General features: G+C 62.2%; 17 protein-coding genes. 6 read left to right on the top strand and 11 right to left on the bottom strand.

Features of this window, described 5'->3' with window-relative positions; translation table 11 throughout:
• Positions 1–99 precede the first annotated feature (99 nt).
• Positions 100–885, bottom strand: coding sequence for a TSUP family transporter (locus FB481_RS08005; RefSeq protein WP_147175854.1), 786 nt, complete (start codon positions 883–885; stop codon positions 100–102).
• Positions 886–983: 98 nt separating this feature from the next.
• Between FB481_RS08005 and FB481_RS08000 the strand changes: the two genes are divergently transcribed.
• Positions 984–1631, top strand: coding sequence for a hypothetical protein (locus FB481_RS08000; protein WP_093504849.1), 648 nt, complete (start codon positions 984–986; stop codon positions 1629–1631).
• 533 nt (positions 1632–2164) lie between these two features.
• On the opposite strand, the gene FB481_RS07995 is transcribed toward FB481_RS08000, so the two are convergent.
• The 4 genes from FB481_RS07995 to FB481_RS07980 all read right to left on the bottom strand — a co-directional run bounded on the left by FB481_RS07995 (position 2165) and on the right by FB481_RS07980 (position 5363).
• Entirely contained in the window at positions 2165–2932 is a 768-nt protein-coding gene (locus tag FB481_RS07995; RefSeq protein WP_093504845.1) for an SDR family oxidoreductase, read from the bottom strand.
• 27 nt (positions 2933–2959) lie between these two features.
• Positions 2960–4027, bottom strand: a complete 1068-nt coding sequence (locus tag FB481_RS07990; RefSeq protein ID WP_147175852.1) for a phosphotransferase family protein — start codon at positions 4025–4027, stop codon at positions 2960–2962.
• Positions 4028–4294: 267 nt separating this feature from the next.
• Complete coding sequence (locus FB481_RS07985; RefSeq protein WP_147175849.1) at positions 4295–4609, bottom strand: SCP2 sterol-binding domain-containing protein; 315 nt, start codon at positions 4607–4609, stop codon at positions 4295–4297.
• Positions 4610–4664: 55 nt separating this feature from the next.
• On the bottom strand, positions 4665–5363 hold the full coding sequence (locus FB481_RS07980; protein ID WP_147175847.1) for a histidine phosphatase family protein: 699 nt from the start codon (positions 5361–5363) through the stop codon (positions 4665–4667).
• Positions 5364–5566: 203 nt separating this feature from the next.
• Here FB481_RS07980 and sohB point away from each other — a divergent pair, with 203 nt between their 5' ends.
• Together sohB and FB481_RS07970 are read left to right on the top strand one after the other, a co-directional pair.
• A complete protein-coding gene (sohB, locus tag FB481_RS07975; RefSeq protein WP_147175845.1) occupies positions 5567–6586 on the top strand; it encodes a protease SohB in 1020 nt (339 codons plus the stop codon).
• 37 nt (positions 6587–6623) lie between these two features.
• Positions 6624–7616, top strand: coding sequence for a YhdH/YhfP family quinone oxidoreductase (locus FB481_RS07970; protein WP_093504837.1), 993 nt, complete (start codon positions 6624–6626; stop codon positions 7614–7616).
• A gap of 189 nt (positions 7617–7805) precedes the next feature.
• Here FB481_RS07970 and FB481_RS07965 read toward each other — a convergent pair whose 3' ends face one another.
• Positions 7806–8303 (bottom strand): DUF934 domain-containing protein, encoded by a 498-nt coding sequence (locus FB481_RS07965; protein WP_147175843.1) that lies wholly within the window; start codon positions 8301–8303, stop codon positions 7806–7808.
• Entirely contained in the window at positions 8287–9945 is a 1659-nt protein-coding gene (locus FB481_RS07960) for a nitrite/sulfite reductase (RefSeq protein ID WP_093504833.1), read from the bottom strand. Before FB481_RS07960 ends, FB481_RS07965 begins: the two co-directional genes overlap by 17 nt.
• 490 nt (positions 9946–10435) lie before the next feature.
• Here FB481_RS07960 and FB481_RS07955 point away from each other — a divergent pair, with 490 nt between their 5' ends.
• The 3 genes from FB481_RS07955 to FB481_RS07945 all read left to right on the top strand — a co-directional run bounded on the left by FB481_RS07955 (position 10436) and on the right by FB481_RS07945 (position 12567).
• Positions 10436–11362: a ZIP family metal transporter gene (locus FB481_RS07955; RefSeq protein ID WP_093504830.1), complete on the top strand. Its 927-nt coding sequence runs from the start codon at positions 10436–10438 to the stop codon at positions 11360–11362.
• Positions 11363–11451: 89 nt separating this feature from the next.
• Complete coding sequence (locus tag FB481_RS07950; RefSeq protein ID WP_147175841.1) at positions 11452–12228, top strand: ABC transporter substrate-binding protein; 777 nt, start codon at positions 11452–11454, stop codon at positions 12226–12228.
• A gap of 36 nt (positions 12229–12264) precedes the next feature.
• Positions 12265–12567 (top strand): DUF1883 domain-containing protein, encoded by a 303-nt coding sequence (locus FB481_RS07945; protein WP_093504826.1) that lies wholly within the window; start codon positions 12265–12267, stop codon positions 12565–12567.
• A gap of 6 nt (positions 12568–12573) precedes the next feature.
• Here FB481_RS07945 and FB481_RS07940 read toward each other — a convergent pair whose 3' ends face one another.
• The 4 genes from FB481_RS07940 to metH form a co-directional block, all read right to left on the bottom strand.
• Positions 12574–13002 (bottom strand): hypothetical protein, encoded by a 429-nt coding sequence (locus tag FB481_RS07940; RefSeq protein WP_147175839.1) that lies wholly within the window; start codon positions 13000–13002, stop codon positions 12574–12576.
• An 11-nt stretch (positions 13003–13013) separates the two neighbouring features.
• Positions 13014–13334 (bottom strand): DUF5629 family protein, encoded by a 321-nt coding sequence (locus tag FB481_RS07935; RefSeq protein ID WP_093504822.1) that lies wholly within the window; start codon positions 13332–13334, stop codon positions 13014–13016.
• A 23-nt stretch (positions 13335–13357) separates the two neighbouring features.
• Positions 13358–13867, bottom strand: coding sequence for a hypothetical protein (locus tag FB481_RS07930; RefSeq protein ID WP_147175837.1), 510 nt, complete (start codon positions 13865–13867; stop codon positions 13358–13360).
• Between the two features lie 68 nt (positions 13868–13935).
• Complete coding sequence (gene metH, locus FB481_RS07925; RefSeq protein ID WP_147175835.1) at positions 13936–17652, bottom strand: methionine synthase; 3717 nt, start codon at positions 17650–17652, stop codon at positions 13936–13938.
• Positions 17653–17779: the final 127 nt, after the last annotated feature.

The following is a 17779-nucleotide window of genomic DNA, read 5'->3' as shown; positions in this document are numbered from 1 at the left end:
AGCCTTCGGCTGTTACTCCGCTGCGCTACGTTTGGGCTGTTTTTGTGGGGCCGCCCAGGCCTTGCACTGACTTCCTCGCCTACGTTTTTCAAAGGCCTGTTAGGCGGCGCTGAACCAGTGCTGCCAGACTAGCCGCGTCGTCAGCCCCAGCACCACCAGAATGAAGACCGGACGGATGAACTTCGAGCCGCCGCCAATTGCCGTGCGCGCGCCGAGAAAGGCGCCGGCCATCAGCGAAAAGCCCATGCACAGGCCCAGCACCCAGGCCACTTGTCCGGCGGCGATGAATACCGCCAGGGCAAAGGCGTTACTGATGAAGTTCATCGAGCGCGCCACACCGCTGGCACGCACCAAGTCCAGCGGGTACATGAGCAGCGTGCTGACCGTCCAGAAGGCGCCGGTTCCCGGGCCGGCCACACCATCGTAGAAACCCAGGCCGATGCCTTGCGGCCATTGCCGGCGGCTAGCGATGGGCAGGTCGGCGTCCAGCGGGGCGTCCGGTGTCTTGCCGAACAGCAGGTACAGACCGCAGGCGAACACCACCACCGGCAGCATCTTGTTGATCCATTCGGCCGGCATCCAGTGCACCAGTACCGCACCGCCAATGGCGCCGATGGCGGTGGCGACCATCGCATTCTTCCACTTGCCCGGGCTGAACAGCTTGCGACGGTAGAAGGTGTAGCTGGCGGTCGCCGAACCGAAGGTCGCGCACAGCTTGCTGGTGCCCAGTACCAGATGAGGCGGCAGGCCGGTAGTGAGCAGGGCAGGGATGGTCAGCAGACCACCGCCGCCGGCGATGGCGTCGATGAAACCGGCAATGAACGCGACCAGGGCGAGCAGTAGCAACGTCGTGGGCTCGACGGCCATCTCGAAGGGAAGGGACATAAAAGGCGACCTGTATCCGATTGTGCGGCAACGGCGCTATTCGCCGGGCAACGCGCTGCGCATAATGCCGACATTTTCACTGACAAGGAATCGATTCGATGCAGTACGACGCGCTCGCCTGGGCAACGGCTCTGCTGGCATTGCTGGTGTTGTTCATCGCCCTGCGCATTCTGTTCGGCGGGCGCTGGTTTCTCGCCTGGCTGCGCGGCACCAGCGGCCTGATATTTCTCGCTGCTTCGGCGCTGGTGGGCCTGGTGGCCTACGACCTGAGCCGCTACGAGCCGTTGCCCGCCAACAAGCCACTGCTAACCCTGAGCTTCCACCGTACGGCCAACGTCTATCAGGTGGATATTCTCGAGAATGGTGTGCAGCGCAGCGTCAATCTGGAGGGCGATCTCTGGCAACTGGATGTACGTTTGCTGCAGTGGAAGGGCCTGGCCGCGCTGATCGGCCTGGAGCCTGGCTACCGGCTGGAGAAAATCAACAGCCGCTTCCTGTCCATCGAGCAGCAGAACCAGGCGCGTTACACACAGGCCGAGCTGACCAGCAGCTTGTACGGCGTAGACCTGTGGCGCTGGCTGCGCCTGGGCCAGCACGATCTGTTCATGTTCGATGCCCAGGCGCGCCGCGTGACCTACCTGCCGATGGCCGATCAGGCGGTGTTCAACGTCAGCCTGACACCAACTGGGCTGTTGGCCCAGCCGATGAACGAGGCGGCTCATCAGGCGCTCAAGGATTGGCAATGAGTTGCTGCAGCTCGGATGTGGCCCATTTGCAATGAGCAGAGTGTGAGGGGAGCAGCCGGTCGTTCTCGTGGGATGGACTGGTGATTATCTGTGGGAGCGGGCCATGCCCGCGAGAAGTCACGGGCATGGACTAGGCGTCCCCGCCCGTTCCCACAATGAGTTCGCCAGCATTACCGTGTTGTTTGCGCGCTCAATTCCGCTCTGACGAGCGGGTTACTTTTGGCATTGCCCCAAAAGTAACCAAAAGGTCTAGCCCCGACATCCGGCCCCAGCTGCGCTGGGATTCCCTCATTACATCGTCGTTCCGGGGGCCGGCCTGGAAGGGCCATCCATGGCCCATCAGGCCTCTCGCCGCATCCATGCGGCTCGTCCCCCTACACAACGATTCCATTCGGCCTCCTGAAGGGGCGATTGATGTCGTCTGCTATTGCCGTGCATGAGAAGCATCAAGAAGCAAAAGCGGCGAACGGCCGCTTCTGCCTCTTACCGCCCCCATAACGACACAATACAGCCTCAAGGCTCGCAGCCAGGTCTCAGGAAAGAAACCCGCCATCGACATTCAACGCCACGCCCGTGGTGTAGCTCGACGCCTCGCTGGCCAGGTACAGCACCGCGCCGGCCATCTCGCTCGGATCGGCGACGCGCTTGAGCGGAATGCGCTGCAGGGCGAAGTTGAGGATCGCCTCGTTCTTGGTCAGCGCCGACGCGAAGCGCGTGTCGGTCAGCCCCGGTAGCAGGGCATTGCAGCGGATGCCGAACTGCGCGCATTCCTTGGCGAACACCTTGGTCATGCTGATTACCGCTGCCTTGGTCACCGAATAGATGCCCTGGAATTCACCCGGTGACACGCCGTTGATCGACGCCACGTTGATGATGCTGCCGCCGCCGTTCTCCTTCATCAGCTTGCCGCCTTCGATGGACATGAAGTAATAGCCGCGGATGTTCACATCGACAGTCTTCTGGAACGCGCCCAGGTCGGTATCCAGCACGTTACAGAACTGCGGGTTGGTCGCCGCGTTGTTGACCAGGATGTCGAGTCGCCCGTAGCGCTGGCGAATCTCGGCGAACACCGCCTGAATCTGCTCCATCTCGCCGATATGGCAGGCCATCGCCACGGCCTTGCCGCCCTTGGCGACGATGGCATCGGCGACGGTCTGGCAATCGTCGAGCTTGCGGCTGGCGACGATCACTTCGGCGCCCTGTTGGGCGAGCAGGTGGGCGATGGCTTCACCGATGCCGCGGCTGGCACCGGACACGAAGGCGATCTTGCCGTCGAGGTCGAACAACTGAGTCTTGGACATGGCGTGAGTCTCGGTAGAGGAAGGGCGTCAGAGCGATGAGCGCGCGATGACCCCGAGGGCCATCTGTTCGAGCAAGGCGTTCATCTGCACGAAGGAGGCGAAGCGCTTGTCGGCGGTTTGCCCGTGGTAATAGCGGTAGTAGATCTGCTGGACGATGCCGGCCAGGCGGAACAGGCCGTAGATGTAGTAGAAGTCGAAGCACTTGATTTCGATGCCGGCACGCTCGGCGTAGTAATCCACGAAGCCCTGGCGGGTCAGCATGCCGGGCGCGTTGCTCGGCTGGCGACGCATCAGTTGCACCGGGGCGGGGTCGTCCGCTTCGATCCAGTAGGCCAGGGTGTTGCCCAGGTCCATCAGCGGGTCGCCCAGGGTGGTCAGCTCCCAGTCGAGCACGCCGATGATGCGCAGCGGGTCGTTGGCATCGAGGATCACGTTGTCGAAGCGGTAGTCGTTGTGCACGATGGCCGGCCGCGGGTGGTCGGCCGGCATCTTCTCTTGCAGCCAGCTGCGGACCGCCTGCCAGCCGGGCGCATCGGGGGTGCGCGCGTTGTCGTAGCGCTCGCTCCAGCCGCTGATCTGCCGCGCCACGTACCCATCGGGCTTGCCCAGGTCGGCCAGGCCACAGCGTTGATAATCGACCTGGTGCAGCTCGACCAGGCGGTCGATGAAGCTCTTGCACAGGGAGGTGGTCTGATCGGCCGTGAGCTGCAGCTCTGCCGGCAGGTCGGCGCGCAGGATGATGCCGTCCAGGCGCTGCATGACGTAGAACTCGGCGCCGATCACCGATTCGGCGGTGCAGTGCACGAACGCCTGCGGGCAGTACGGAAAAGCGTCTCTGAGTTGGTTGAGAATACGGAATTCACGGCCCATGTCGTGGGCTGACTTGGCCTTGCGGCCGAAAGGCGGGCGGCGCAGTACCAGTTCGCGGTCGGCGTAGCGCAACAGGTAGGTCAGGTTGGAAGCGCCCCCGGGGAACTGGCTGATCTGCGGTTCACCCTGTAGATCGCTTAGATGGGCCTTGAGGTAGGCGTCGATGGCGCGGGCATCGAGTTCTTCGCCCTGGCGGATGGCGCCGGGTCGGTCGGTGAGTGTCATCCCTATCCCTTCTCGTTGTCATTGGCGGTGATGATCGGGTCAATCTAATCAGCTGGGCGGCCGCTCACAAGCGTGGCGCAGGCTTATCTATATAGCTGTTGGTGGCGAATCAAGCCTGCTGATACGCCAGGCGGCAGGGCAAAGAATGCCGTGAGTTATTTCGAGGTTGGCTCTGCCGATAACCCTAGGGGTGGCCGCCAAAATAGCGGGCAAAAAAAACCGGAATCCTGGGATTCCGGTTTCGCGATTCGAACTGACTATCTGCACTCAGACCGAGAACAGCTCGCTCAGCTTGAGCGCCAGCATCATGTCGCCTTCGGCGCGCAGCTTGCCGGCCATGAAAGCCTGCATGCCGTCGGTCTCACCGGTGGTGATGCCTTTGAAGGTTTCCTTGTCCATGATCAGGGTGACGTTGGCGTCCGGGTGCTCGCCATGTCCCACGTCGCAGGTGCCGTCCTTGACGATGAGGTAGTGGTTGTCGGCATCTTCGATGTTGAACTGGAAAACCAGGTCCAGGCCTTCGGCGGCGCTGGGGTTGAACTTGGCTTTCATGGTTTGGACGATGTCTGCGACGCTCATGATGGTTTCCTTGTAGTTTCCGATTGTTCTGCGCCCTCGCGGGCACGTTGACCGTCGCTCAGCGATAGGTAATGAGCGATGGGGTGTTCAACAGCTGCAAATGGGCATGGCTGTTGAAGGAAGCTAGGGTCACCCGCTCGCCCTGGAACTTCAGGCAGCTTAGCGAGGTGTTGACGATTTGCCAGTTCATGGCGAACGCGCTGGCAACCGGCATGCCGGTCAGCAGGTGGATCAGGGCGGTGATGGTGCCGCCGGAAGTGAACACGGCGATGCGCTCACGGGGCCGGGCGTTATCCAGCAACCGTTGCAGGCCGCCATTCACCTGATCGAGAAACGCCTGCCAGCTTTGCAGCGCCGGCGCGTCGTAGTCGCCGCCGATCCAGGTATCGAGCAGGCGCACGAACAGACGCTGAAATTCGGCGCGGTTGTGCGCGGCGTTGCGCATGACTTCCAGCGCCTGGGGCTCGTGGGGTAGCAGCGCCGGGAGCAGGGCGCGGATCACCCCTTCGGCATCGAATTCGTTGAAGGCTGCATCGGTTTGCAGCACAGGCGCCTCGGCAAGCTGTTCGAGCACCAGTCGGCCAGTATCGGCCTGACGCTTCAGGCTGCCGCTGACCGCGCGATCGAGCTTGAGGCCTGTCTCGGCCAGATGGCGGCCGAGCAAGGTCGACTGGCGCTCACCAAGCGACGAGAGGACATCGTAATCCTCTGCACCGAATGAGGCCTGGCCATGTCGAATCAGGTAGATGCTGCCCACGTACGCTGCAACCCGCGAACCTTGAATGTGAGGCGAGGGTAGGAGGGATGGGCGGAAGCTGTCAACGAAAATTCATACGTTTGTTTGAATTGCCTGCGGCAGGGCTGAAAACCGGCCGCTGGCTGGTGGCTGTGTGGCCACGCCGGTATGCTGGCCGACGCAGGCCGCCGCGCGAGGCGGCTGATTGGATAAAGGGGAAGTGTGTGGAGTTTCTTGCTGATTACGCAGGGTTTCTGGCCAAGACGGTGACGCTGGTCGTGGCCATTCTGGTCGTGCTGGTGGCGGTGGCCGTTTTGCGCAGCCGCGGGCGTCGCAGTGGTGGGCAGTTGCAGGTCACCAAGCTCAATGATTTCTACAAGGCGCTGCGTCAGCGCCTGGAACAGTCGATTCTCGACAAGGATCAGCTCAAGGCGCTGGGCAAGGAAGAAGCCAAGGTCGCCAAGGCGGCGAAGAAGCAGGCGCCGCAGAAATCGCGGGTGTACGTCTTGGACTTTGACGGCGATATCAAGGCCTCGGCCACCGAGGGCCTGCGCCACGAGATCACTGCACTGTTGAGCCTCGCCACGCCCCAAGACGAAGTGGTGCTGCGCCTGGAAAGCGGCGGTGGCATGGTGCACAGCTATGGACTGGCCTCGTCGCAACTGGCGCGCATTCGTCAGGCTGGCGTGCCGCTGACGGTGTGCATCGACAAGGTCGCCGCCAGCGGTGGCTACATGATGGCCTGCATCGGCGAGAGGATCATTTCCGCGCCGTTCGCCATCCTCGGCTCCATTGGCGTGGTCGCCCAGCTGCCCAACGTCAACCGCCTGCTGAAGAAGCACGACATCGACTTCGAAGTGCTGACCGCCGGTGAATACAAGCGCACCCTGACCGTGTTCGGCGAGAACACCGAAAAAGGCCGGGAGAAGTTTCAGGAAGATCTGGAGACCACCCACGAGCTGTTCAAGAACTTCGTGGCGCGCTACCGCCCTCAGCTGGAAATCGACGAGATCGCCACTGGCGAAGTTTGGCTCGGCATGGCAGCGCTGGAGAAGCAGCTGGTCGACGAATTGAAGACCAGTGACGAATACCTGGCCGAGCGGGCTCGCGAAGCCGACCTTTATCAGCTGCACTATGTACAGAAGAAATCCCTGCAGGAGCGTGTCGGCCTGGCTGCCAGCGTTGCGCTGGATCGCTTTGCCCTGACCTGGCTGGGGCGTCTGACCCAGCAGCGTTTCTGGTAACCCGCACCCTCCGCTCTGGCGGATCAAGGAGGTCTGGATGACGAGTTTCACTGCGCTGCAAGCGGCGCCCGACGCCCAAGGTCATTTCGCGATGCAGATTGTGGATCGCGACGTGGCCGATCTGCCGGCCGGCGAGCTGCTGATCCGTGTTCGCTACTCCTCGCTGAACTTCAAGGACGCGCTGTCCGCCACCGGCCAGCGCGGCGTGAGCAAGCATTACCCGCATACGCCGGGCATCGATGCGGCCGGTGTGGTGGAGCATTCCAGCGCCGCCGAATTCACCGAAGGTGATGAGGTGATCGTCACGGGTTACGACCTGGGCATGAATACCGCCGGTGGGTTTGGTCAGTACATCCGAGTGCCTGCCAGCTGGGCGATCAAGCGCCCGCAAGGGCTATCACTGCGCGAGGCGATGATTCTCGGCACGGCCGGCCTGACCGCGGCACTGTGCGTCGACAAGCTGGAGCAGGCTGGCCTCGAGCCGCAGAACGGCCCGGTGCTGGTCACTGGCGCCACCGGCGGGGTGGGCAGCATCGCGGTGATGCTGCTCAACAGTCTCGGCTATCAGGTCAGTGCCGCCACGGGCAAGGCCCAGCAGGGCGATATGCTCAAGCGCCTGGGCGCCTCCCAGGTCGTGCCGCGGCTCGAGCTGCAGAGTGGCGCCGAGCGACCGCTGCTACGCGAGCAGTGGAATGGGGCGGTGGACACCGTGGGCGGCGACATTCTGTGCAATGTGCTCAAGGCCACCCGTTACGGTGGCAGCGTGGCCTGTTGCGGGCTGACAGCCGGCGTGGATTTCCAGGCCAGCGTGCTGCCCTTTATCTTGCGTGGCGTAAATCTGCTGGGCGTCGATTCGGTCGAGCTGCCCCTGGTGGTCAAGGCGTCGATGTGGGATCGGCTATCGCTGCAGTGGAAACTGCCGAACCTGGAAGCCCTGGCGACCGAAGTGGGGCTTAACGAGCTGCCGGCAGCCATCGAGCGCATCCTGCAGGGCGAGCAGGTCGGGCGGGTGCTGGTCAGGCTCGACTGAGACTCGATAAACGCCCATAAAAAACCCGCCTTTTGGCGGGTTTTTCATTCTTAGAGCCTGTTCACGATCTCGCGAGCTAGAGCCATACAGGCAAAAACAGTCGATGTAAATGAGCATTCTGACTGGGCTGGCAATCCAGCCTGTTTTTAACGCAGTGGGGCCGACGCGCAGCAGATCGTGAGCAGGCTCTTAGGCGCGGCGCCGGAACAGCGGTTGCGGCTGATCGGCGGAGGCCTGGTAGACCTCGGAGAACTCCTCGAAGGCTTTCAGCGCGTCTTCGGCGTCCTTGTCTTCGCGCAGGGCAAAGGCGTCGAAGCCGCAGCGTTTGAGCGCCCACAGCTGGTCGCGCAGCACGTCGCCAATGGCGCGCAGCTCGCCCTTGAAGCCGTAGCGAGTACGAAGCAGGTAAGCGGATGACGAGTGACGGCCGTCGGTGAAGGCCGGGAAGTTCAGCGCGATGACCTGGAAGGCGTCCAGCGAGTCGACGATCGACTCGATTTCTTCTTCGGCGTCCAGCCACACGCCCAAGCCGCCGTCGCGGGCCTTGAGGGCATGGCCGTGTTCGAGCCAGAGGTTCAGCGGTACGATCAGGTCGTCGCAGTTGGACAGTTCTTCAAAGCTGGTTTCCTTAGGCATCAGGTGCCAGCTTTCGTCGACGATCTGGCCGTTCTTAATGATTCGCTGCATATACGCGCTCCTTGAACGGGGCGACACCGATACGGCGGAAGGTGTCGATGAAACTTTCTTCTTCGGTGCGTTGCTCGACATAGACGTTGACGATCTTGTCGATCACGTCCGGCATGTCGTCCTGGGCGAAGGACGGGCCGAGGATCTGCGCCAGGCTGGCGTCACGACCGGCGCTGCCGCCGAGGGACACCTGGTAGAACTCCTGGCCTTTCTTGTCGACGCCGAGAATGCCGATGTGGCCCACGTGGTGGTGGCCGCAGGCGTTCATGCAGCCGGAAATGTTCAGGTCGATGTCGCCAATGTCGAACAGGTAGTCCAGGTTATCGAAGCGGCGCTGGATGGCTTCGGCCACCGGGATCGACTTGGCGTTGGCCAGCGAGCAGAAGTCGCCGCCCGGGCAGCAGATGATGTCGGTCAGCAGGCCCACGTTCGGCGTGGCGAAACCCTTGTCGCGCAGTTCGCCCCACAGGGTGAACAGCTGCTGCTGCTCGACGTCGGCGAGGATGATGTTCTGGTTATGGCTGTTGCGCACTTCGCCGAAGCTGTAGCGATCGGCCAGGTCGGCGATGGCGTCGAGCTGCTTGTCGGTCACATCGCCTGGAGCCACGCCGGTGGGCTTGAGCGACAGGGTGACGGCTACATAGCCCGGCTTCTTGTGGGCGAAGGTGTTGCGCTGGCGCCAGCGGGCGAAACCCGGATGCTCGGCGTCGAGCTGGGCGAGTTGCGCATCCTGATCCTGCAGCGCCTGGTAGGCCGGATCGACGAAATGCGCAGCGACGCGGGCCACTTCGGCGTCGGTCAGGGTGGTCGGGCCATCCTTGAGGTGCGCCCACTCGGCGTTGACGCGCTCGGCGAACACTTCCGGGGTCAGCGCCTTGACCAGGATCTTGATGCGCGCCTTGTACTTGTTGTCGCGACGGCCGTAGCGGTTGTAGACACGCAGAATGGCGTCGAGATAGGAAAGCAGGTGCTGCCAGGGCAGGAATTCATTGATGAAGCTGCCGACGATCGGCGTACGGCCCAGGCCGCCACCCACGGCGACGCGGAAGCCCAACTCGCCCGCGGCGTTCTTCACCGCTTCCAGGCCGATGTCGTGCACCTCGATGGCGGCGCGGTCACTGGCGGCGCCGTTGACGGCGATCTTGAACTTGCGCGGCAGGTGGCTGAACTCGGGATGAAAGGTCGACCACTGGCGGATGATTTCGCACCAGGGGCGCGGATCGATGATTTCATCCTTGGCCACACCGGCGAACTGGTCGGTGGTGGTGTTGCGGATGCAGTTGCCGCTGGTCTGGATGGCGTGCATCTGCACGGTGGCCAGCTCGGCGAGAATCTCCGGCACGTCTTCCAGTTCCGGCCAGTTGAACTGTACGTTCTGGCGGGTGCTGATGTGCGCGTAGCCCTTGTCGTAATCGCGGGCGATTTGCGCCAGCTTGCGCACCTGGGTGCTGTTCAGCAGGCCGTAGGGCACAGCGATGCGCAGCATGGGTGCGAAGCGCTGGATGTACAGACCGTTCTGCAGCCGCAGCGGACGGAATTCTTCGCCGCTCAGTTCGCCACTGAGGTAACGGCGGGTTTGATCGCGGAACTGCTTGACGCGGTCCTCGACGATTTTCTGGTCGTACTGGTCGTATACGTACATGGGAATCCTGTTATCAGGCTGCTTGCCAGATCGATCGAGCGATTGCGGCGCGACAGTGTGGCTTGGTTCGGCAGCGAGCGGTTTGTCGCTCGTCTACCGTGGCTCTGGCAAGCCGCCACGCATAATGCTTCGATGACCCGTTACAGCAAATCTGCGCGCACGGCCGCGCACTCCTCATGCGGAGCCGGGGCACGATACCAGTTCAGGTTTATGCGCAAAAGTGATGTTTGAATATAAGAAAAGAACTTTTGGTGCTAAGTCAGAATGCATGCATAACTGTGGTGGTGGATCGTTGCGCAAGTGCCTGGCAGGTGAGATTTTCCTTGCCTGACTATTGAGAATCATCCGCAACAATGTGATGGTTCGTTGACTGCCCGCAGCCTCCCAATACCGGGCGGCGAACAGGTGAAACGTCGACAATAATCTGCTTGTCGCACACATAAGGCCGGCCTCGTGCGCCGCCTGTCCCAGAGTTGAACGAAGAGGTTCTATGCAAACGCTTTCCGCTCGCAATGGCATGCTGCAGGCATGGGTTTCCCAGGTTCGTGAATCTCCGTGGGTGGCCGCCGGGCTGGGCATTGCTCTGTTGGTGGTGTTGTGGTTGCTGTTCAGTAGTCTGGTCAATATCTTCGATGGGGCGCACCCGGAGCGTATTCGTTATGCCCTGTATGGCGGCGGCGCGGGCTTTGCAGCAACCGCTCTGGGTGCGCTTGCGGCGCTGGCGCTGGGCAACATCAGCGTCAGGACCCAGGACAGCATGCTCGGCTTCGCGGCCGGCATGATGCTGGCGGCCAGCTCCTTTTCGCTGATCCTGCCTGGCCTGGAAGCCGCCGAAGTGTTGACCGGCAGCGGTTTGCGGGGCGCTGCGACGGTGGTGCTCGGGCTGGCCCTTGGTGTGCTGCTGATGCTCGGGCTGGACCGCTTCACACCCCACGAGCATGAAAGCGCGGGCGCGCAGGGGCCACAAAGCAGCCGGCTAAGCCGCGTATGGCTATTCGTGTTCGCCATCACCCTGCATAACCTGCCGGAAGGTATGGCCATTGGCGTTGGCTTTGCCGGCGATGACATGCAGGTCGGCATTCCATTGGCAACCGCCATTGCCATTCAGGACATTCCCGAAGGCCTGGCTGTCGCCCTGGCGCTGCGCACCATCGGTGTATCGGTCTTGCGTGCAGCACTGATTGCAGCCGCCAGTGGCCTGATGGAGCCCCTTGGTGCGTTGGTTGGTGTCGGCATGTCGAGCAGCTATGCGCTGGCTTATCCCATCGGCCTTGGTCTGGCCGCCGGTGCGATGCTGTTCGTGGTATCCCACGAGATCATCCCCGAGACTCACCGCAACGGCCACCAGACGGCGGCGACTCTCGGGCTGATGGGCGGGTTTGCTGTGATGATGTTCTTAGATACGGCATTGGGCTGATAGGCATTTGCCCAGCGCTGATGCACACTGCGCCAGGTTTCGAGCTTCGTTAGTCACTATGGGATTGGCGCGTGCGCACAAGAGATGTCATGGCCCGTTTTCGTCACATCGGTGGCCTTCTGGTGCTGATGTGCGCCCTGAGCTGCCCTCTCGCCGCTCAGGAGGAGCCGTTGAATGTCTATGTTGGCCAGGGCCAGATGCCCTTCGCCGACGGCGTGGCCAAGGGCTCCGGGCTGTTCGGTGAGCTGATGCGTGAGTTGTGTACGCGCACGGCCCAGCAATGCGTGTTTCGCAGTGTGCCCTGGCGCAGGGTCTTGAGCGAGGCCGAAGGCGACCCCCATGGCATCGTGCTCAATCTGGGGCGTACCCCGGAGCGGGAGAATGGATTCGTCTGGCTGCTTGATGTGCTGCCCACGCCCTATGTGCTCGTCAGTCTCGACCGCACCTTCGACAACCTGAACGATGCCCTGCGGGCCGGCCCGGTGGCGGTGATGGCCGGCACCCCGCGCGCTGATGAACTGAAACGCATCCAAAGTGGCGACCAGCGTGTGGTGGAGGTCACCGATCCGCTGCAAGCTGCCGAGCTGCTGCGCAGCGGCCGCGTGGTGGCCTGGTACGAGATCGACTTGCGGGCTTTCTATCTATGGCGCGAAATGAATGCCCAGGCGCCGCTGCTGGCTGGCAAGCCGCTGAGCAGCACGCGCAGTCATATCGCTGGCAGCCTCAAACTGGAAGGTGCCGAGGCGCTGTCGCAGAAGATGACGGCGGCGTTCGAGGACATGCATCGCGATGGCAGCTGGCAGCGCATTCTCGTCAGTTATCTGGGGCTGGAGCGGTCGCGGGCTTTGCTGTCTGGCGGCTGGTAAGTCATGCTAGCGCCCTGAAACCCCGAGGAGCGCCTGATGAAGTACATCCACCAGCGCGAGCACCTCAACGAAGATGACCTGGTCATCATCGAATGCTCGCAACCCTGCAATATCCGCCTGATGAACGATGCGAACTTTCGCAGTTTCAAGAATGGTGGTCGCCATACGTATCACGGCGGCGCGTTCGACAAGTTTCCGGCCAAGATCACCGTGCCCAGCAGCGGTTTCTGGAACATTACCCTCGACACCGTGACCCGCAAGGCGATCAGCGTGACGCGCAAGCCGACCCTCAAGCACTCGATCAAGATCGTGCGCCGCTCGTCTTCAGATTTGTCCTGATGCGACTCAGATACTGCTGCTGTTGAAACCCTCGTCGATAAAAGCTTCGCGGCCGCCTGGAGCCAGACTGCAGATGGCCTCCAAGCCCAGATAGTCATAGCCGCGTTCTTGCTGATCAGGATGACTGGGCTTCTCTTGGCAGCGAACCTGAATCCACAGCCGGTAGCCCTCGTCGCAGACCTCGTAGGTTTCCGACTCAATGTAGTACGTGCCGGCAAGATTATTGCGGCAGGGAAAAGCATCGATTTCGGGGAAGCACTGCTCAGGGTCATTGACGTAGGCATCAAGACGCCGTTGCAATTGCTCATAAAGCGAACTCAGCAGAGGCGCAAACGCCTTTCGTGCTTTCTCGGCCTGAGGCCCATCCAGCAGTATGCGGTGCCGGGCGAAATCCGGCGCCCAGAGGGGTGGCGCGATGCGCTGCAAGATGATCATCCGTGGCGCGATCAGTCTTCTGCGTCGCTGCTCACCGCAGCGAGACAGGTCAGATGGTGTTCGCCAATGCGCCAACTGTCTTCTGCTGCCAGGTATTGCGCTTCCATCACCGCGTTGTAACTGAACTGCCAGCGTTTGCGTTCGCGGCCGTCTTGGGCCTCGATAGACAATACAACCGCCTCGCTGGCGAACGCCTCGTTCGCCTCAGCGGCCGCATCGGCCTGATCGAGTAGCGCGTCGTCGAGCTGGAAGTCGAAGGCGTGCAGGTCATCGATGACCAGCATGTCGGCGGTTTCCAGCTGGTCGAGCAGGTAGGTCGTTGTGTCGGTCATGGCAGTCCGGTCGTTCAATGGATTCATTTCGCGAGGTAGGCGAGTACCCGCGGGTCTTTGTAAAGGGCCACCACGCCGTCGGCGATCGAGCCGCTGAGGTCCTGCTGGGCACTGGCGCCCGTAGCGTGATTGATGGTCATTTCGAAGCGTTGCCCATCATCCAGGCTGACGGTGAAGGTCATGGTGCCTTTCCAGTAGAAGAAGATGTAGCGGCTCTCCAGGTGCGTGACCTTGAGATCGATGCGCTTGTCGCTTCCTGCGCTGACCTTGCCATGGCGCGCCAGTTCGAAGCGGGCCTGAGTCACCATGGTCTTGGTAACTTCGTGGTAGTTCGACTGCAGGCGGGTGCCGCTTTGCGAATGCAGAATTATCGGCTCGGTCGCAGGCTGGGCATTTTCGATGGCGATCGTTCCTTTGACCGGGAAATCAGCGATCTTGGAAGCAGCCAGGTCGAACACTGGCGGGTCGAAGGCGATGGTGCCGCAGCCGGTCAGCAGGGCGAACAGAAAGAGGGCGGGAAGTCGGTAGTACATGGGTACGTCCTTGCAGAGAAAGAACCCGGCGACTGGCGCCGCGCGGGTTCGCAGGTCCTTGTGTTGGCTCAGTCGTCATAACCGAGGTTCGGCGCCAGCCAGCGTTCGCTGATGGCGATGTCTTGTGCCTTGCGCGCGGTGTAGCTTTCGATCTGATCCTTGTCGACCTTGCCGACGGCGAAGTACTGCGCCTCGGGGTGGGCGAAGTACCAGCCGGAGACCGCGGCCGCCGGGAACATGGCGTAGTGCTCGGTGAGGAACACGCCACTGCGGCCCGCCTGGTTGTAGTCCGCTTCGGGGTCCAGCAGTTTGAACAGCGTACCTTTCTCGGTGTGATCCGGGCAGGCCGGGTAGCCGGGGGCAGGGCGGATGCCCTTGTACTGCTCGCGGATCAGCGCCTCGTTGTCCAGTTGCTCGTCCGTCGCGTAACCCCAGTGCTCCTTGCGCACGCGCTCGTGCAGCCACTCCGCGCACGCCTCGGCGAGGCGGTCGGCCAGCGCCTTGACCATGATCGCGTTGTAATCGTCGCCTTTGACCTCGTAAGCCTTGGCCACTTCCTCGGCACCGATGCCGGCGGTGGTGATAAAGCCGCCGACGTAATCGCTGACGCCGCTGTCCTTCGGCGCGACGAAGTCAGCCAGGGACAGGTTCGGCTTGCCGTCGGGCTTGATGGTCTGTTGGCGCAGGTGGTGCAGGGTGGCAAGCGGCTGGCCGTCGTCGCCATAGACTTCGATGTCGTCGTCGCGCACCTGATTGGCCGGCCAGAAACCGAACACGGCACGGGCCTTGATCAGCTTCTCATCGATCAGCTTCCTGAGGATCACCTTGGCGTCGTTGAACAGGCTGGTGGCGGCTTCGCCGACCACTTCGTCGGTGAGGATGCGCGGGTACTTGCCGGCCAGGTCCCAGGAGATGAAGAACGGCGTCCAGTCGATGTACTCGGCCAGCACGTTGAGGTCGATATCTTCAAGTACTTTCACGCCGGTGAAGCGTGGCTTCGGCGCGGTGTAACTGGTCCAATCGAACGTCGGCTTGTTGGCGACGGCCTTGTCATAGCTCAGGCGCTCGGTACGCGAGGCGCGGGCCGAGGTACGCTCGCGCACCACCATGTATTCATCGCGAGTACGCTGCACGAAGTCGGGCTTGAGCTCCTTGGACAGTAATTGGGTGGCCACGCCCACGGCGCGCGAAGCGTCGGTGACGTAGATCACCGCATCGTTGCTGTACTGCGGGTCGATCTTCACCGCCGTGTGCGCCTTAGAGGTGGTCGCACCGCCAATCATCAGGGGCAGGGTGAAGCCCTGGCGCTGCATTTCCTTGGCGACGTGGACCATTTCGTCCAGCGACGGAGTGATCAGGCCGGACAGGCCGATGATGTCGCACTTCTCGGCGATGGCGGTCTGCAGAATCTTCTCTGCCGGCACCATCACGCCAAGGTCGACGATGTCGTAGCCGTTGCAGCCGAGCACCACGCCGACGATGTTCTTGCCGATGTCATGCACGTCGCCCTTTACCGTGGCCATGAGAATCTTGCCCTTGGCTTCCGGCTTGTCGCCTTTCTCGGCTTCGATGAAGGGAATCAGGTGGGCGACCGCTTGTTTCATCACGCGAGCGGATTTGACCACCTGGGGCAGGAACATCTTGCCCGAGCCGAACAGGTCGCCAACGATGTTCATGCCGCTCATCAGTGGGCCTTCGATGACCTCGATGGGGCGCGCGCATTGCTGGCGGCACTCTTCGGTGTCTTCGACGATAAAGGCGGTGATGCCCTTGACCAGGGCGTGTTCCAGGCGCTTGTCGACCGGCAGCGAACGCCACTCCTCGTTCTCGACTTCCTTGGTCGCGCCACCGCCGCGGTAGTTGTCGGCGATCGCCAGCAGCGCATCGGTGCCACCCGGGGTGCGGTTGAGCACCACGTCTTCGACCTTGTCGCGCAGCTCTTTGGAAATCTCGTCGTAGATTTCCAGCTGGCCGGCGTTGACGATGCCCATGGTCAGGCCATTCTGGATGGCGTAGTAGAGGAACACCGAGTGGATCGCTTCGCGCACCGGGTTGTTGCCGCGGAACGAGAACGAGACGTTGGACACGCCGCCCGAACTCAAGGCGTAGGGCAGGTTGTCGCGAATGAAGGCGCAGGCTTCGATGAAGTCAACGGCGTAGTTGTTGTGCTCCTCGATGCCGGTGGCCACGGCGAAGATGTTCGGGTCGAAGATGATGTCTTCCGGCGGGAAGCCCACTTCGTCCACCAGAATGTCGTAGCTGCGCTGGCAGATTTCCTTCTTGCGCGCCGCGGTATCGGCCTGGCCGACCTCGTCGAAGGCCATCACCACCACGGCGGCGCCATAGCGCTTGCACAGCTTGGCGTGGTGCTTGAACTGCTCGACGCCTTCCTTCATGGAGATCGAGTTGACGATGCCCTTGCCCTGGATGCACTTGAGGCCCGCCTCGATCACTTCCCACTTGGAGGAGTCGATCATGATCGGCACGCGGGAAATGTCCGGCTCGCCGGCGATCAGGTTGAGGAACCTGACCATGGCCGCCTTGGAGTCGAGCATGCCCTCGTCCATGTTGATGTCGATCACCTGGGCGCCGGCTTCTACCTGCTGCAGGGCGACTTCCAGCGCCTCTGTGTAATTCTCTTCACGGATCAGCCGGGCGAACTTGGCCGAACCGGTGATGTTGGTGCGCTCGCCGACGTTCACGAACAGCGACTTGCGGTCGATGGTGAACGGCTCCAGGCCGGACAGACGGCAGGCCTTGGGGATGTCCGGGATCGGCCGCGGTTGGTACTTGGCGACCGCCTCGGCAATGGCATGGATATGCCCCGGCGTGGTGCCGCAGCAACCACCGATGATATTGAGGAAGCCGCTGGCGGCGAACTCTTCGACAACCGCCGCCATCTGCGCTGGGGTTTCGTCGTATTCACCGAAGGCGTTGGGCAGGCCAGCGTTGGGGTGCACGGAGACGTGGGTGCCAGCCTTGTTCGACAGCTCTTCCAGATAGGGGCGCAAGTCGGCGGCACCAAGGGCGCAGTTCAGGCCCACGGAAATCGGCTTGGCGTGGGCCACCGAGTTCCAGAACGCTTCGGTGGTCTGGCCGGACAGGGTGCGGCCGGAGGCGTCGGTGATGGTGCCGGAGATCATGATCGGCAGTTCGACGCCGTCTTCCTCGAACACCTGTTGCACGGCAAAGATTGCCGCCTTGGCGTTGAGGGTGTCGAAGATGGTCTCGATCAGGATCAGGTCGGCGCCGCCCTCGATCAGGCCGCGAGTGGCTTCGGTGTAGTTCTCCACCAGCTCGTCGAAGGTGACGTTGCGGTAGCCGGGATCGTTGACGTCCGGGGAGATCGAGCAGGTGCGGCTCGTTGGGCCGAGAACGCCTGCGACGAAGCGCGGCCGGTCCGGGGTTTCCAGGGTCTTGGCGTCGGCCACTTCACGGGCCACGCGGGCGCCAGCGACGTTCAGTTCGTAGACGATCGACTCCATGTCGTAATCGGCCTGGGACACCTGCGTGGCGTTGAAGGTGTTGGTTTCCAGGATGTCGGCGCCGGCATCCAGGTAAGCCTTCTCGATGGCGGCGATGATCTGCGGCTGGGTCAGCAGCAGCAGGTCGTTGTTACCCTTGACGTCGCTCGGCCAGTCGGCGAAGCGTTCGCCGCGGTAGTCGGCTTCTTCGAGCTTGTAGCTCTGGATCATGGTGCCCATGCCGCCGTCGAGGATCAGGATGCGTTCCTTGAGGGCTTGCTGAAGTGCTTGTAGGCGGGCGCTGCGATCTGACAAGGGCATGGAAAAGGCTCTGAACGGGAGGCTACGACAAGGCCACTGATGATAACAAACCTTGACGGCATTTCTGCGTCGCGCACTTCTGCATGAATTATGTTCATGTTGCCGATGGCGTCCGGTGGCATGCAGG

Origin of the sequence: Pseudomonas sp. AG1028, assembly GCF_007993955.1 — a bacterium.
Taxonomy (GTDB): domain Bacteria; phylum Pseudomonadota; class Gammaproteobacteria; order Pseudomonadales; family Pseudomonadaceae; genus Aquipseudomonas; species Aquipseudomonas straminea.
This window is presented reverse-complemented; position numbering and strand designations above follow the sequence as displayed.

Bases quoted from the DNA above. Each gene is read 5' to 3' on its own strand.
- FB481_RS08005 (WP_147175854.1), bottom strand. From the start codon at position 885: ATGTCCCTTCCCTTCGAGATGGCCGTCGAGCCCACGACGTTGCTACTG.
- FB481_RS08000 (WP_093504849.1), top strand. From the start codon at position 984: ATGCAGTACGACGCGCTCGCCTGGGCAACGGCTCTGCTGGCATTGCTG.
- FB481_RS07995 (WP_093504845.1), bottom strand. From the start codon at position 2,932: ATGTCCAAGACTCAGTTGTTCGACCTCGACGGCAAGATCGCCTTCGTG.
- FB481_RS07990 (WP_147175852.1), bottom strand. From the start codon at position 4,027: ATGACACTCACCGACCGACCCGGCGCCATCCGCCAGGGCGAAGAACTC.
- FB481_RS07970 (WP_093504837.1), top strand. From the start codon at position 6,624: ATGACGAGTTTCACTGCGCTGCAAGCGGCGCCCGACGCCCAAGGTCAT.
- FB481_RS07965 (WP_147175843.1), bottom strand. From the start codon at position 8,303: ATGCAGCGAATCATTAAGAACGGCCAGATCGTCGACGAAAGCTGGCAC.
- FB481_RS07960 (WP_093504833.1), bottom strand. From the start codon at position 9,945: ATGTACGTATACGACCAGTACGACCAGAAAATCGTCGAGGACCGCGTC.
- FB481_RS07955 (WP_093504830.1), top strand. From the start codon at position 10,436: ATGCAAACGCTTTCCGCTCGCAATGGCATGCTGCAGGCATGGGTTTCC.
- FB481_RS07950 (WP_147175841.1), top strand. From the start codon at position 11,452: ATGGCCCGTTTTCGTCACATCGGTGGCCTTCTGGTGCTGATGTGCGCC.
- FB481_RS07945 (WP_093504826.1), top strand. From the start codon at position 12,265: ATGAAGTACATCCACCAGCGCGAGCACCTCAACGAAGATGACCTGGTC.
- FB481_RS07940 (WP_147175839.1), bottom strand. From the start codon at position 13,002: ATGATCATCTTGCAGCGCATCGCGCCACCCCTCTGGGCGCCGGATTTC.
- FB481_RS07935 (WP_093504822.1), bottom strand. From the start codon at position 13,334: ATGACCGACACAACGACCTACCTGCTCGACCAGCTGGAAACCGCCGAC.
- FB481_RS07930 (WP_147175837.1), bottom strand. From the start codon at position 13,867: ATGTACTACCGACTTCCCGCCCTCTTTCTGTTCGCCCTGCTGACCGGC.
- metH (WP_147175835.1), bottom strand. From the start codon at position 17,652: ATGCCCTTGTCAGATCGCAGCGCCCGCCTACAAGCACTTCAGCAAGCC.